Annotated in this window: 11 protein-coding genes and 4 pseudogenes; 7 read left to right on the top strand and 8 right to left on the bottom strand. The window is 41.1% G+C overall.

Going from position 1 to position 14,477, the window contains the following annotated elements; translation table 11 throughout:
- The first annotated feature begins 300 nt into the window (after positions 1 to 300).
- Positions 301 to 1,776, top strand: coding sequence for a PTS transporter subunit EIIC (locus ABR335_RS15050; protein ID WP_350346335.1), 1,476 nt, complete (start codon positions 301 to 303; stop codon positions 1,774 to 1,776).
- A gap of 5 nt (positions 1,777 to 1,781) precedes the next feature.
- Here the strand turns inward: ABR335_RS15050 and ABR335_RS15045 are convergent.
- The 4 genes and pseudogenes from ABR335_RS15045 to ABR335_RS15030 all read right to left on the bottom strand — a co-directional run.
- A pseudogene (locus tag ABR335_RS15045) lies at positions 1,782 to 2,003 on the bottom strand (PTS sugar transporter subunit IIB); the annotation flags it as partial.
- Between the two features lie 1,042 nt (positions 2,004 to 3,045).
- Positions 3,046 to 3,126 (bottom strand): annotated as a pseudogene (locus ABR335_RS16830) (YjcZ family sporulation protein); the annotation flags it as partial.
- Positions 3,127 to 3,278: 152 nt separating this feature from the next.
- A complete protein-coding gene (locus tag ABR335_RS15035; RefSeq protein ID WP_026684945.1) occupies positions 3,279 to 3,536 on the bottom strand; it encodes a hypothetical protein in 258 nt (85 codons plus the stop codon).
- Positions 3,537 to 3,666: 130 nt separating this feature from the next.
- A pseudogene (locus tag ABR335_RS15030) lies at positions 3,667 to 4,449 on the bottom strand (DUF2268 domain-containing protein).
- Positions 4,450 to 4,575: 126 nt separating this feature from the next.
- Here ABR335_RS15030 and ABR335_RS15025 point away from each other — a divergent pair.
- From ABR335_RS15025 to ABR335_RS15000, 6 genes and pseudogenes are all read left to right on the top strand, one after another.
- Positions 4,576 to 5,289, top strand: a complete 714-nt coding sequence (locus ABR335_RS15025) for a class I SAM-dependent methyltransferase (protein ID WP_035191120.1) — start codon at positions 4,576 to 4,578, stop codon at positions 5,287 to 5,289.
- A 323-nt stretch (positions 5,290 to 5,612) separates the two neighbouring features.
- A complete protein-coding gene (locus ABR335_RS15020) occupies positions 5,613 to 7,028 on the top strand; it encodes an ISLre2-like element ISBco6 family transposase (RefSeq protein ID WP_014095994.1) in 1,416 nt (471 codons plus the stop codon).
- A gap of 401 nt (positions 7,029 to 7,429) precedes the next feature.
- Positions 7,430 to 8,137, top strand: a pseudogene (locus tag ABR335_RS15015) (Rpn family recombination-promoting nuclease/putative transposase); the annotation flags it as partial.
- A 201-nt stretch (positions 8,138 to 8,338) separates the two neighbouring features.
- Positions 8,339 to 9,577 carry a DNA methyltransferase gene (locus ABR335_RS15010; RefSeq protein ID WP_017552079.1) on the top strand — a complete coding sequence of 413 codons (1,239 nt, stop codon included), beginning with the start codon at positions 8,339 to 8,341 and terminating at the stop codon, positions 9,575 to 9,577.
- 15 nt (positions 9,578 to 9,592) lie between these two features.
- Positions 9,593 to 10,744, top strand: coding sequence for a DUF262 domain-containing protein (locus tag ABR335_RS15005; RefSeq protein WP_017552080.1), 1,152 nt, complete (start codon positions 9,593 to 9,595; stop codon positions 10,742 to 10,744).
- Positions 10,731 to 11,450, top strand: a complete 720-nt coding sequence (locus ABR335_RS15000; protein WP_017552081.1) for an MAE_28990/MAE_18760 family HEPN-like nuclease — start codon at positions 10,731 to 10,733, stop codon at positions 11,448 to 11,450. Before ABR335_RS15005 ends, ABR335_RS15000 begins: the two co-directional genes overlap by 14 nt.
- A gap of 314 nt (positions 11,451 to 11,764) precedes the next feature.
- On the opposite strand, the gene ABR335_RS14995 is transcribed toward ABR335_RS15000, so the two are convergent.
- The 4 genes from ABR335_RS14995 to agaC form a co-directional block, all read right to left on the bottom strand.
- Entirely contained in the window at positions 11,765 to 12,034 is a 270-nt protein-coding gene (locus ABR335_RS14995) for a hypothetical protein (protein WP_230090509.1), read from the bottom strand.
- A 401-nt stretch (positions 12,035 to 12,435) separates the two neighbouring features.
- Positions 12,436 to 12,864 (bottom strand): PTS sugar transporter subunit IIA, encoded by a 429-nt coding sequence (locus ABR335_RS14990; protein WP_014096203.1) that lies wholly within the window; start codon positions 12,862 to 12,864, stop codon positions 12,436 to 12,438.
- 1 nt (position 12,865) lies between these two features.
- Entirely contained in the window at positions 12,866 to 13,687 is an 822-nt protein-coding gene (gene agaD / locus ABR335_RS14985; protein WP_035182531.1) for a PTS galactosamine transporter subunit IID, read from the bottom strand.
- Positions 13,671 to 14,471: a PTS galactosamine transporter subunit IIC gene (gene agaC / locus ABR335_RS14980; RefSeq protein ID WP_014096201.1), complete on the bottom strand. Its 801-nt coding sequence runs from the start codon at positions 14,469 to 14,471 to the stop codon at positions 13,671 to 13,673. Before agaC ends, agaD begins: the two co-directional genes overlap by 17 nt.
- Positions 14,472 to 14,477 lie beyond the last annotated feature (6 nt).

The following is a 14,477-nucleotide window of genomic DNA, read 5'->3' as shown; positions in this document are numbered from 1 at the left end:
GGGTTGCATTAAACTGAATTTCTCTGCAAGAATGATAGATTGATGCGGAGACGAAAAAACAAGGAAAAAAGGCAATACTCAACTCCTGATCATGCTAAGCACGGGATCATCGTAATTTGATATGGATGTCCAGATCTCTATGATCGAACACTTTTACCTTATTGGCTGCCGGCATTTCCTCAATCACGCCGTTCATTTTGCCAGGCAGGACCGGTACAGGATATTTTTAAAAAAATATAAGCACACAATCATGAGAGCCCGTTTATTATGTTAAAATACTTTTCAAAGGGGCCATGATCCATGAAAGAAAAAATGTTGAATGCAATGCAGACTTTTTCGAGAGCCATTGTGGTTCCAATCATGTTTTTGCCTGTTGTCGGGATCCTATTAGCGGTCTCTTCGATTCTTTCTAATCCGGCAGTTGTTGGAGCACACGGGTTTTTGATAAAAACAGGCAATTTCATTGGAAACGGTCTTTGGCCCATTTTAAATAATCTGAGCCTTGTTTTCTGTGTAGGGATGGCAGTGGGAATGGCCAAAGAAAAGAAAGCGGAAGCATCGCTGATCGCTTTATTTTCCTATTTGGTTTTCCTGGGTGCGAATCATGATTGGCTGTCTTTAACCGGTAAGTTAATCAAATATCAAGCAGCTTCGGATTTAGTTGGTACCGGGCAAACGGTTATTTTAGGATTTCAAGTCATCGATATGGGCGTTTTCCTAGGGATCATAATGGGTGTTGTCGTGGCGCTTGTTCACAACAGGCTGTATGATAAAGAAATGCCAGGAGCTTTTGGGGCATATGGCAATACCAAACTTGTCTTTATGGCATTGGTTCCTCTCGTGCTTTTTTTAGCCGTCCTTTTGAACTTTATTTGGCCGTTTATTCAAAGCGGGATTACGGCGGCAACAAAATCCATCAATCAGTCCGGGTCTTTCGGTTTGTTTATATACGGGTTTTTAAATCGCTTTTTAATCCCGACCGGCTTGCATCACTTAGTCTATACCCCGTTCAGTTTTTCCAATATTGGAGGGGAGCTTACCATCAATGGCAAGCCTTATTTCGGGGCTACAAATATATTCATGGCGCAGTTAACCGACCCCCATATCAAGGTATTTGATGCCTCATCCAAATATTTACAATACGGAATGGTCAAAATTTTTGGCCTGGTTGGTGCCGCCATCGCGTTTTATCGGACAGCCAGACCGGAAAATAAAAAAAGGCTAAAAGCCATTTTGATTCCGTCGGTTGTTACATCCGCCGTGGCCGGTATTACGGAACCATTAGAGTTTACATTTTTATTTGCCTCCCCATTCCTCTGGTTCATTCATTCTGTCATGGACGGATTATTTCAAGTCATTACGGTGCAATTAGGGGCAAGGACATATGGGGCAGGCGGATTAATCGATTTTCTATCGTATAACTTGCCGGCCGGCATTTCGAGAACGAGGTGGCCTGTATATTTAGCTGTCGGTGTCGTGCAATTGGCAACCTATTACATCGTGTTTGCCGTTTTGATTAAAAAGTTCAACCTGAAGACGCCAGGAAGGGAAAACGCAAAAACAGAATTATCCATCGAAAAAGATGGCCGCTCTAAAAAATCCGCGGATGGTCGGCATTTGGCAGGCGAAATTATCCGCGGGCTTGGCGGGGCTGAAAATATAGAATCTGTTGGAAATTGCTTTTCCCGCTTGCGGATAAATGTAAAAAATAGCGGAATTGTTGATGCTAGCTTCAGCAAAGTTTCAGGTTCGCGGACAATGAGCAACACATTATGACTGTCATATTTTCCCGCTTTGAAGTTAGCGATAGCAGTGTCCGTATCAATAATCGACATTCCGGTACCTGCAGGCTTGCTCATCCGCATCGCCGCTTTTTGAACTTCATCTTTACTGACCTCATCGTCGACGACCATCAACCGTTTTGCTTTTGTATGTGCAGCCCATTGTGTCACAACAATTCCGTGAATTAAACGTTGATCTATACGTGCCAGTACTAATCCCATTTTTATAATCTCCTTTTGTGAATTCGTTTTCTTCCTTGGTACATTTCAAGACTACCACCTTAAGAAAACGCCAACAATACATTCAAGCGATGTTAGGAAAAGGACGGGAGGATGGGGAAAAGTGTCGAACGGACGGGAAAATTCCCGATCCCAGGGGTCTCGTCCACCCAATCATTTAATGGGCATTTTGATAATAAGAAAACCCTGGAAACAGAAACCGGGAGCACAATGTGTACCCCCGGATCCGTTCCGTCTCTCATGATAAGCTGTATAAGGCAGCCAGTCCCTTTTTCCGTGCAACGGCGAGCATGTGAGGGGGGCATGGAAAACGGGCTTTCAATGCCGGAGATCCTTACTTCATTGAACGGCTTACCAAAATGAGATGACAATTTGATGATAAGAAAACCCGGAAAACAGAAACCGGGAGCACAATGTGTACCCCCGGTTCCGTTCCGGCTCTCATGATAAGCTGTATAAGGCAGCCAGTCCCTTTTTCCGTGCAACGGCGAGCATGTGAGGGGGGGCATGGAAAACGGGCTTTTAAATGCCAGAGACTCCTACTTCATTTAACGGCTTACCAAAATGAGATGACAATTTGATGATAAGAAAATCCGGAAAGCAGAAACCGGGAGCACAATGTGTACCCCCGGATCCGTTCCGGCTCTCATGATAAGCTGTATAAGGCAGCCAGTCCCTTTTTCCGTGCAACGGCGAGCATGTGAGGGAGGCATGGAAAACGGGCTTTTAAATGCTGGAGACTCCTACTTCATTTAACGGCTTACCAAAATGAGATGACAATTTGATGATAAGAAAACCCGGAAAGCAGAAACCGGGAGCACAATGTGTACCCCCGGATCCGTTCCGTCTCTCATGATAAGCTGTATAAGGCAGCCAGCCCCTTTTTCCGTGCAACGGCGAGCATGTGAGGGAGGCATGGAAAACGGGCTTTTAAATGCCGGAGCCCTTACTTCATTGAATGGCTTACCAAAAACAACCGCCGTAGCCCATATCCTCCATATCCGCCACCGTAACCACCGACATATGAGGCACCGATGATGATCAACAGGATAAACAATACGACGACTAAAGCGAAACCGCCACTGTAAACGCCGCCATCAGACATATTTTTAACCTCCTTTCGAAATTGCCATAACATACTATGTGAAATTCTCCATAAGGGAAGGGCGTTTTCCGTAAATGCGCAGACGGCTTAACCCGATTACCCGGCCGGGCTGCGCGAGTTCTATCTGCTCCTAAAAATACTGTAAAAACTTCTTACCAGAAGAAGAAAGGAATTAAAGCCAAAGCAGCGATTGAACCGATGGCGATGCCCCAGCCAAATCCCCATCCCCAACCCCAGCCTCCGTAGCCAAACCCGCCAAGATTGCGGGGGCTTCCAAGCGGCCGAAGGAACACTCTGTTTCCGCTCACATGATGAATAATGCCTCTATAGATCCGTCCATCAACCGTCCGAATTTGGACCGCTCTGCCCCTGTATCGATGGCATAATGCATGGAAGTGACGAAATGACATAAACATATCCTCCAATCCTTTAGGAATGGTACAGTATATGATTTTTGCCGGCGGATACGGTGGACAAAACGATCAGACTTTTTGTGGAATTATCGTGCGGGATTTTGAAACCCGGGTGCAGGGATGAAAATTACATGGAATCGATTTGTGCCAAAACCTTTGCATCGGTTTTGAGCACATCTTTTACGGAGAGGCCGGTTTTTTCAAGATATTGCTTGACGAGTTAGTATCCGACGCAATAACCGGACATTTTCGGATAGACACGTGAACCGTACAAAATCTCTTGATGTTGCTGTTTTGTTTTTTTAAGGTTTCTATGCGGGTACACGTATTGTCTCCATATCTTTTCCATTTCGTCATTGGAATAAGAAAAGGCCCAGGATGAAACGTATTTACGCCCGAATTTTTCCCTAACTGCATTTTCTGCCAGCCCTTCTAAAATAATCGTATCCAATAAAACATAATCGGCCTCCTCTTTCGGGTATTTTGTAAGCCGGCAAACATGGTTATACTCATGGACAAATAATGACCTGATTTCTGTTTCGCTGTTCCGGGCCGAAACAAATAAAAATAATTGATCTTTAAAGGCTAATCCTGATTTTCCGTTAAATTCTTTTTGAATCAGTAAATTGGCGGAGTCAGACGGAAAAATATAGATCGGAACATCCGGCCCATTCCATTCTTTTTTGCAGCAAAGAAATTCATTTTTTACGATTTCCCAAACATGCCGGTTTTGCAATTGCCGGACAATCCCGGCTCCGTTATCTTCCGGCTGGTACATGCCATGATAAGCCAGGTAGTCATAAATTTCCGCAGCACTTGCGCCTTTAAAATGCGCTTTAAACTTTTCGCAAATCGCTACAGGCTGGTGATATAATTGGCGCAGCCACTTGTCCGTTTTAACAACCCCCATATGCCTTCCTCCATTGCTTTTTCTTAACCAAAGTATGTTTTTAAACGATAACGGTTACCGATTTCTGCAATGGTACATACGGTATATAAACGAGCCAGCTGTTTGAATGGCAAGGGAGGGGTTAGAGTGGATCGGGAATATACTTACCTGAATTGTTTAGCAGAACTGGGAGTCGGCGGAGCGCATCCAGGCGGTTTCAAGCTGACACAGGATATATTATCGACTGAACATATAGGAAAAAAAACAACAGTGCTTGATGCGGGCTGCGGCACCGGCCAAACTGCTGCATACGTCGCGCAGCAGTACGGATGCCAAGTGACAGGGCTGGATCATCATCAATTGATGGTGGAAAAAGCCAGGAAAAGAGTCCGGTCATTAGGTTTGCCGATACAAATTGTGCACGGGAACACAGAGGCTCTCCCGTTTGCAGACAGTCAATTTGATTTGGTATTGTCAGAGTCGGTGATCGTTTTTACCGATATGCCCAAAACGGTTCAGGAATTTCAGCGGGTGCTGAAGCCCGGCGGATGTTTAATTGCGATTGAAATGGTTTTGGAGCAGCCTGTTTCGCCCCAAAGATTAGCACACATCAAAGACTTTTATGGAGTATCCCGAATTTTAACCGAGGAACAGTGGGTGCAGCTTTTTCAAGAAGCAGGGTTTCAATCCATCCATTCTGAAAAATATGATTTGCAATTTGGAGTTCAAAATGTCCCTGATTTTTCATTGTCGGAGGGCGTGGATGTGCAGTATTTTGAGATGCTTGAGCATCATATGATTATGTTTGAGTCAACCAAAGAGATCCTCGGCTTCCGGATTTTCAGATGCAAAACGGTTTAGGGTGCCGATCTGGATGGCAAGTTTTTCGACACAAAATAAGGAAGCTGGAATATTTGCAGGTTTGTCTTTTTAGGAGCCGGAGGAGTACGCGTGCATACCGGCTCCTTCATTTTTCGGTCCGTACACTTTTTATGGGCAATTTCAAATTCATAGATGGCCCGTTTGAGGAGAAATATTTTATGGGGGATGGGGGCGGACCGGATGGCATTGGAAGTATGTGTAAAATTTTACTCGAAGGGGCAAATGAGTGGAAAAAAATGGGAAGACGCTCTATCATCTAATTGTACACTTCAAGATGAACATCTAGAGAGAGAGGTCTTCCCATGGATATTATATCAATAATTGCTGGATTATTAAAGGATACAAAGAGTCTTATCGAATTTGAAGAACAGCTTAAACTTCTGATGCAGAAGGCTTTTACACAATGGGTTGGGGAAATATTTGAAGAGTTAGATAAAACAATTAAACAGGAGAAGTTAGAGGAGGGCTGGGTGTACTGCCGGAGTGATAACAGAAACATTCAGTTTCTATTTGGAAGTGTGACCTTTAAACGCTCATTAATGCATGACAAGAGAGGAAATTCCCATTATCCTCTGGATGAATGGTTAGGGCTGGTACCACACCAACGATACAGCCCGTTAGTGGAATTAAAGGTGGCAGAGTTGGCAAGTGAGAACACCTATCGGGAAGTAGCTGATATTTTAAAAGAGTGGACAGCAGTGAGTCTTAGTCACACAACTGTAGGGAACATGGTAAAACACGTAGGGAAAACTCAGGCGGAAGCCGATAAGGCACTTGTAGAAGAGCTAGAAATAGCTGTTTCCCTGCCTGAGGGGAAGAAGGTAGACTACCTGTTTTCTGAAGCAGATGGTGTATTCGTTCGGGGACTAAAAAAGAAACAGAGTATGGAAGTCCACCACGCCATTCTCTATGAGGGATGGGAAACCAATGGAAAAAGGGTCTCCCTGCGTCAGCCCACAGTCATCATGACGACGGAAGACATTCAGACATTTTGGGATGAAGTCCAAGCCACAGCTGCCAACACCTACTCCCTCGAAAAAACGCATGTCATTACAAACAGTGATGGAGGTGCGGGATACACAGCTGAACGGTTTCAAACAGCTTTCTCACAGTCGGAATTTCCGGTGCTCAACCAGCTGGATACCTACCACGTTGCACAAGCCATCATAAGGACATTTGGGGGCGGAAAGAGCGAGATCAAGGAGCAAATTAGAAAAGCGATTAGAACGCATGACCTGGACCAATTCACGTTATATTTGGATACGCACGAAAGCACCTTGACGGATAAAAAGGCTCTCAAGAAAATCAAGGAATTCCGTTCGTATATCTTGAAAAACTGGGACCGCATTTTTGACTGGAGAGACAGGGTGAAAAACGTGCCGGAAGGTGCGAGAGGCCTAGGAGCGATGGAATCGAATCAAAGGCATATCTCCTTCAGGATGAAAAAAAGGGGCATGCATTGGAGTGAACTTGGCGCAGAAGCCATGGTGAAAATCAAACAAGGCATACTCAATGGGACATTGAGAGAAGCCTATCTGAAACACCGTTCAAGAAGCGAGAGAAAGCAACGGAACTTGAAACAATTCATCAGGATGTCTCAACTACTCAAGCAGCCTGTACGCCCGTCAGTGGGCGTAAAGCACGGATCAGTTGCCCTGCATTCAAGCAGTTCATCGGCAATGGGACATTTAAGCAAAATATTAGAGCTTTCGTTTTAAGCCTGGATCAGTGGTGACTGATCGTTGAGGCGCGCGAAATTTACGAGACTCCTGCGGGAAAAGCGAGCCAGGAGAGACCCCGCAGCGAGGTACGAGCGAGGAGGCTCACCGGTCGCCCGCGGAAAGCGAGTGAATTTCGCGCGCCTCAACATCCCCGTTATCCATCTTTATACGGAAATATTACATCTTTTCCGAAAATTACACCGAGCAAGTAAAGCACGGTAGCCGAAAGTGTACAAAAAGAGTGTCTTGGAATACCCGATATTTAAACCTTGTCGAGAAAAACTTGACACATACCATTGTAAAAAATGGTTGACATCAGAAAAGGTTTCAAATAATATCAAATTAATAGATTTATTCTATAAAACCCTCGCAAAACAACCTCGAAAGGAAGGATCCTCATGACAAAAGAATACCTTGATCTCAAAATGGACTTTATGTTCAAACAGCTTTTCGGTCACCCGAGCCGGAAAAACATCACCATCGCCTTTTTGAATGACTTGTTGAACCGGAAAGGGCAGGACAGAATTGTCGATGTCCAGTATGAGAACACCGAACTCATTAAATCTGACCCGGACGGCAAAACAGGTCTGCTTGATATCCTCGTTTACACATCCAACCATGAGAGAATAAATGTTGAAATCCAGGTGGAAAATCAGCACAATATGCGGGAACGAGTGCTTTATTATTGGACAAAACTTTTCTCTTCCACGTTAGAGGCCGGACAAAATTATACAGAACTTGTTCCTACAATCATGATTTCTATCTTAAATTACCTGCTTTTCCCGCACCAAACCAAACGATTCCATAACCGCTTTCATGTTTATGAGGATTTGGAGTTTTTTATGTGGAGCCCGCATCTGGAATTTCACACATTTGATTTGACAAAGTTCAAGTCAAAGTGGAAAAAATATAGACGAGGGATGAAAGCGAAACCACCGGCAGCCTATCCATGGCTGATGATGCTTTCTGCTGCAGATTACCGGAAAAAGACGATAGACACCGACATTTTGCAGGAATTGGAGGAGTTAGCGATGAATGAGCAGGAAGTACTTGATGCGATCAAAGAGTGGGAAAGCTTAAGTGCGAATCGGGAAAACAAAGTGATGTTAGTATAGTTTTATGGACGTCCCTTAGATTTTTATTGAGTAAACAAGAGGAATTATTTAAAATACAGCTTAAAGACAGGGAAGAATCTGCTCATTTTTGGTGAAGGAAGATGGATCCGTGTTCAGCATATTGTTCTTAAAAATTAAAGGGATATGGTACACTATAGTGAAGAAATAAGTTGTAGATTTGAGGTTGATTCCATGAAAAACTTTCCTCGAACAACGAAATTAAAGAACAGAGATAATACTATATATAAATATTACCCGGGTTTTTCTGAGGATTTTGTTGAGGATATCATAAAGATTTTAAAAGTAAATACTAATGGAATTATTCTTGATCCTTGGAATGGGAGCGGAACAACTACTTATGTAGCATCAAAATTAGGGATTCCATCTATTGGTTTGGATATTAATCCGGTTATGAGTATTATTGCTTCTGCTCGTTTATTTAACATTGAAACCAACCCCTATAATGCAAATTATCTTTTAAAATCATCGGATAAATTTAGAACAAATGTAGAGGAAAATGATGCATTATGTAATTGGTTTCATAAAGATACTGTAAAAATAATTAGAAATATAGAGCGAACTATATTTAATGGCAAATACCTGAGGGAAGTCATCGTGAATAATGATTATTCAAATTTACAAGCATTTTATTGCTTAATCCTTTTTAATGTTTTAAAACATTTAGCCCATGATTTGAAATCTTCCAATCCAACTTGGATAAAGAAGCCAATATTAACAGAAAGGAAGAGTTTTTCAAAAGCAGAAATAGACGAAATATATCTGAATGAATATAACCGTTTAGTTCAAGTATATGAGCATAATAACGTCCATCAAAAAGTGAAACCAAAAATAATCATTGGCCGTTCAGAATCGATCCCATTAGATAATTCGAGTGTTGAAACAATAATTACTTCACCTCCATATTGTACTAGAATTGATTATGCAATTATGACCAGTTTGGAGTTAGCTATATTTAATATTAGTGAAATTGATTTTGTTAAATTAAGACATTCTTTGATTGGCGCGCCTGTCATTCATAAGCAAACACCGAAAGCAATTCGAGAGTGGGGACCAACATGTTTGGAAACATTATCAAAAATAGAAAATCATCATTCCAAAGCTTCCCGAACTTACTATTTGAAAACATATTTACAATATTTTCATTCCATTTTTCTATCTTTAAAAGAAATTGATCGAGTAATGAAAAATGAAGGGAAATGTATCATTGTTATTCAAAATTCCTATTATAAGGATATCTTTATAGATTTGAAACAAATTTTTATAGAAATGATAAAATACTTAGGTTGGCGATTAGTGGGTACTTATGAATTTATTAATCCAAATAATTTGGCTGAGATTAACCCAAGAGGGAAAGAGTATAGAGAAAGCTCGATAACAAAGGAATACGCCGTTATTTTTAGAAAATGGTAAAAAGGAAGTGAAAAAATGTCACAAATAGAACTGCTAACGATAATTGACGATAAAATTGAACAAGTACGTACAAAAAGCTTGGATTTATCATTTAATGAAATAGTGGATATGTATCGCGACGGAGAATTTGAAATTTCTCCGGCATATCAAAGACTTTTCAGGTGGTCAGAAGAAAAACAGTCTCAATTTATAGAATCTTTAATATTAGAAATGCCTATCCCACCTATTTATGTTATAGAAAAAGATGAGGGTCAGTATGAATTAATTGATGGTTTGCAAAGAATATCAACATACCTACACTTTAGAGGGGAATTACCTAATCCCAACAACCATTCAAATGATAAAACGGAAGAAGAAAACGTCGGTTTTTTAACATTAACCGGCTGCGACATTGTAAAGGAATTAAATGGGTTAACATATGAAAAATTGCCAAAAACCTTACAAATAAGACTAAAAAGAAGTTTTGTGCGAGTAGAGGTTATTCGGAAAGGGAGCGACCCGAGGCTAAGATATTATATGTTTAAACGTTTAAATACTGGCGGGGAACTTTTAAGTGAACAAGAAATCCGTAATTGTACAATTCGTTTACTAGACGATACTTTTAATGATTTTATTATCAGGTTAAGTAGTAATAAGCACTTTCAAAATACTATCAGTCATTTGAATGAGGAAAAAATCGAAAAAAAGGAGGATCAAGAATATGTTCTTAAGTATTTCGCATATAAATTGGATAGGGAAAATTATAAAAAGAATATAAGTTCTTTCCTTACAACTTTTATGGAAAAGGTATCTGACGAAAGCCATGAAGAGCATATCAAATTTGATTATGAAAAGGAGAGAAAAGAGTTCGAGAAAACTTTTGGAATATTAGATTTGTCTCTAGGAGAATACGCTTTTGATAAACTTCGAAAGGGAAAGTATATTTCTGGAATTACTTCCACTCATTTTGATGCTTTTACAATGGGAATTCAATCCTACTTAAATATTATTGATACAGAAGATAAACAATTAATGGAACAGTTGGGTGAAGTATTTAAGGCTATTAAGTTAGATCAGGAATTTCTGGATAATGCCTCCGGTGGGGGTAAAAATACAAAAAATTATTTATCTAAGAGAATTGAAGTAGTGCAAAAAAGAGTTGGTGAATTCTTAGATGGACGAAGCTAAAATAATAAATATACGTGAAGAACTTGAGAATGAATTAACTTGGAGAGAAAATGAACTAAAATTGCTAAAGAATCAGTTAGTAAAAATTCAAACAAAAAAAGAACAAAACATTTATAGAAAGTCACTTGTAGTTATGCTGTATGCTCATTATGAGGGGTTTTGCAATTTTGCCTTTCAAACCTATATTATGGCAATTAATGAAGAAAGTTTATTACGAAAGCAAGTGAATAATTATTTAGTAGCAGCATCCATGCATCAAGAATTTACATTGTTTGAAAACGAACAATTTAAAGAACAAACATTTAAGAAAATTTTTGGTCAAAAACCAATTGAAGATAGAAAACTCTTTAAACTGTCAAAAAGAAAATATTTGCTTGATGCATTGGAAAATTTTCTTGAACAAAAAATAATAATACCCGATAAAGTAATAAATACGGAAAGTAATCTTCGGCCCTTGGTACTTAAAAAGCTACTATATAGTCTTGGATTACCTGAAAATTCCTTTTCTAGATACGAAGAACATATCACCGAATTGGTGAATATCAGAAACGCAATCTCACACGGTCAGAAAAAAGGTGGGATAGATGAAAGTACATTTGAAAGATTAGAGAAAACGACAAGGGATATTAATAACGCTATTATTATATTAATATATGATGCATTGAGAAAGAAATTATATTTAAAAGACCATTCCATTGTATTTTAACGAAGAAAAAACAGGAAGTTTCATTAGAGCCTCCTCTGCCAAAAAATAAACCCTTGAGCGAGGCTCTGGAAATTTATTATCTCGGTTTTATTGGCCTTTTTCCGGATTTTCAAATTCACTAGAAATAAAACGGCCATTCTTTTCCAAAAAAGGTATATGTATCTTTTCCTCACAAATGGGTGTTTTTTTCACTACTCTTTGTTGAAAGGAGAAGCTACAAATTATTCACATATCCCCCTGTGAATAACTTAATTCGCTGGTACACCATATTTGCCATGATATGCATAGATGCAATGATTATCATCCGTAAAGATTCAGAGGCAGTCGTAATCACCTTCGAAAGAAACCGTCTTTCTTGTTTTATTCAACGTTGCTTCTGCCTCTATATGTGATGTATCCACGGCGGCTGCTTCCTCAACCGTTTCAACCACGCCTTCCCCTTTATTATATTCAACCACCAATAGCCGGGCTTTTTCCCAAAGATCATTTGTTGCCATGATTTGATCAAAGCGAGCAAAGGAACGGTAACTCGGAATTTTCTCCGTAAATCCACACATGGCGGCAAATAGCGGGTTTGATTTCACTTGTAAATAGACGCTCTCAACCATCACTTCAATATTGAAAAGGGCCAGTTCAAAAGCACGAAAAACGGGCATGAAAGGATGCGGTTTTCTCCCTGCAGGAAAAAAATCCAGCGGGAAAAAGAGCGGAGACATTAATGTTTCCCTAAACTGGAGGAATGGGCGTGAATGAGCAGGAAGTACTTGATGCGATCAAAGAAATCCCCAAATTTTAAATGAACCCGACCTTAAAGGTGCCCTTCTTTTTGGTTTAAAGTATCTCTTCAAACTCAACTATAAGATGTTTGCGGTGAACAAAAAAAGCGTACCCACCCCATTGCCGGTTGTTGGGAACGCTTTTTGTTTATAGGAATTTATTTGCTTTTAACTGCTTTGGCATTGATATAGCCTATCCCCGGTCTTTTTTAAATCCCTTCACCTTCTGATGATTCTGCAGCTGTTGCTTTTTTCTCGCCAAAATAGGTGGCCGCTTTCCTGCTTAATTCGACAATTTGACGGGCTATTTCTATAGCTGGATTTTCCTCATTTACAAAGATGCTTTCCAACAGTGCCCCCACATTGCAGCCGGCTGTAACAGCGGCATCTTTCCGGTTAGCAGACAGAGTGGCCGCCTCTTTATAAGGGGTGCCGCCTGCCAAGTCGCAGAAAAAGAGATATGTGTCATACCGGTTGTCTTTTAGTTCCGCCTCCAATTTTTCCCGCAGGTTTTCGTTTGACTCACCTTCCGGGAAATCAATGTAAGCGATGTTTTCCTGGATGCCTACCAACAGTTTGATGGTGGATTGGATGCCGGACGCAAAATGGCCGTGACCGGTGACGATGAATTTTATCATTTTACAACACTCCTAAGAAGCTCAGTACAATCGCCATGATAAAAGTGGCAATGATCAAAATAACTGGGCTGATTTTTTTAGCTTTTAACAGCCAATACATCAGAAACGTATAGGCGAATGGCAGCAGTTTCGGGAAAATCCGGTCAAGAAAGTCTTTTTGCAGCGAAATCGTATGGCCGGCGCTGACTGGAATTTTCGGCGCAAGTTCGATATTGACATATGTTGCGATTAAGCCGCCAATGACTGTTACGCCGAGAATCGTTGCTGCTTGAGAAATGACGCTTGAATTTTCCCGGATTTTGCTGATTGCCCTTGTTCCAAGTGAATAACCGATACGTGCCCAGAAAATGCGGCACAGGAAGATGGCGACATAAGCAAGGAAAAAGACAATTGGGCCGATCAAACTACCTTGTTTTGCAAATGAGGCGGTAATCCCGGCGAGAATTGGCAGGATGGTAAACCAGAAAATTGCATCGCCAATTCCTGCAAGCGGTCCGAAAAGTGCAACTTTCAATCCTTTAATGGTCGAACGGCTTTCTTTTCCTTCTTCGAGGGATAAAAGCAATCCCATCAGAAAAGGAGATGTATGGCAGTTCGTATTGATGAACTCCAGATTATCCTTCATCGTATTGGACAATCCTTCTTTATCGTTTTTATAAATTTTGCGCAAAGCCGGCAACATGGCAAGAAGCCAGCCCGCTGCCTGCATTCTTTCATAGTTGAACGCCGATTGAAGCAAAATGGAACGCAGGCCGAGTTTGGTTAAGTCTCTTTTCGTTAAGGCTTTTGTTTGTTTGGTTTGTTGATTAGATTCCATCTTCATCGTCACCCCCAAAGCGGGCTGCATTTGCAATTTGTTCCTGCAGTTCGCGTTTTTCCCGTGAATGAAAGTACTCGTAAACCGCGGCTGCAACCCCGATTACCGCAACTGGCAGGAGGTTGCTGAAATTGATAAAGCAGGCAGCTAAAAATCCAATCAATAAGTAAGGCATGTAGTTTGCTTTTAACATGACTTTTAGCAGCAACCCAAACCCAACAGCTGGCAAGATGCTTCCGGCAATGCCAAATCCGTGGCTGAGCCAACCCGGCATCGCTTCGACGAGCATTTTCATTGGAGTTTGTGCCAGGTAAGCACTTAAAAACACGACAACACCGTAAGTCAATCCGACAAGTAAAATTGGTAGCAGCGTTAGCCTGGTATAAGCTTTAATATTGGCTTCAGCTGCGTATTTGTCTGCTTTTGCCATGAAGACGGAGAAAATTGAATAATAGAATAAAATAATATATTGCATTAAGAAACTGAAAGGCAGCGCCAGGCCGATTGCCGTGGCAGGGCTTTTTCCTGTCGTGTGGGCAATGACCACTGTCATAACCCCTGCCAAAATGGGGTTTGGCGGCTGGGTCCCGCCGGCCGGTGTTAATCCGGCAAAAGCAAGTTCGGTCAGACCCGCTGCGATAAGTCCCATTTTAACATCGCCCAAAATGATCCCCGTTACGGTACAGACAATCATCGGTCGGAAAATATACAAACCTTCCAGCCAGAAATCGAAACCTGCGATAATGGCAAAAATGGTAATGAGTATGCCTTGCGTTAATGTGATGTCCATTTAGAG

This window comes from Heyndrickxia faecalis (assembly GCF_040267745.1).
In the GTDB taxonomy this organism is placed as follows: domain Bacteria; phylum Bacillota; class Bacilli; order Bacillales; family Bacillaceae_C; genus Weizmannia; species Weizmannia faecalis.
Note: the sequence above shows the minus strand (reverse complement) of the source record. Positions and strands in the feature narration are given on the sequence as shown.

Excerpts from the sequence above, each read along its gene's own strand:
- ABR335_RS15050 (WP_350346335.1), top strand. The coding sequence starts at position 301 with ATGAAAGAAAAAATGTTGAATGCAATGCAGACTTTTTCGAGAGCCATT.
- ABR335_RS15035 (WP_026684945.1), bottom strand. The coding sequence starts at position 3,536 with ATGTCATTTCGTCACTTCCATGCATTATGCCATCGATACAGGGGCAGA.
- ABR335_RS15020 (WP_014095994.1), top strand. The coding sequence starts at position 5,613 with ATGGATATTATATCAATAATTGCTGGATTATTAAAGGATACAAAGAGT.
- ABR335_RS15010 (WP_017552079.1), top strand. The coding sequence starts at position 8,339 with ATGAAAAACTTTCCTCGAACAACGAAATTAAAGAACAGAGATAATACT.
- ABR335_RS15005 (WP_017552080.1), top strand. The coding sequence starts at position 9,593 with ATGTCACAAATAGAACTGCTAACGATAATTGACGATAAAATTGAACAA.
- ABR335_RS15000 (WP_017552081.1), top strand. The coding sequence starts at position 10,731 with ATGGACGAAGCTAAAATAATAAATATACGTGAAGAACTTGAGAATGAA.
- ABR335_RS14990 (WP_014096203.1), bottom strand. The coding sequence starts at position 12,864 with ATGATAAAATTCATCGTCACCGGTCACGGCCATTTTGCGTCCGGCATC.
- agaD (WP_035182531.1), bottom strand. The coding sequence starts at position 13,687 with ATGAAGATGGAATCTAATCAACAAACCAAACAAACAAAAGCCTTAACG.
- agaC (WP_014096201.1), bottom strand. The coding sequence starts at position 14,471 with ATGGACATCACATTAACGCAAGGCATACTCATTACCATTTTTGCCATT.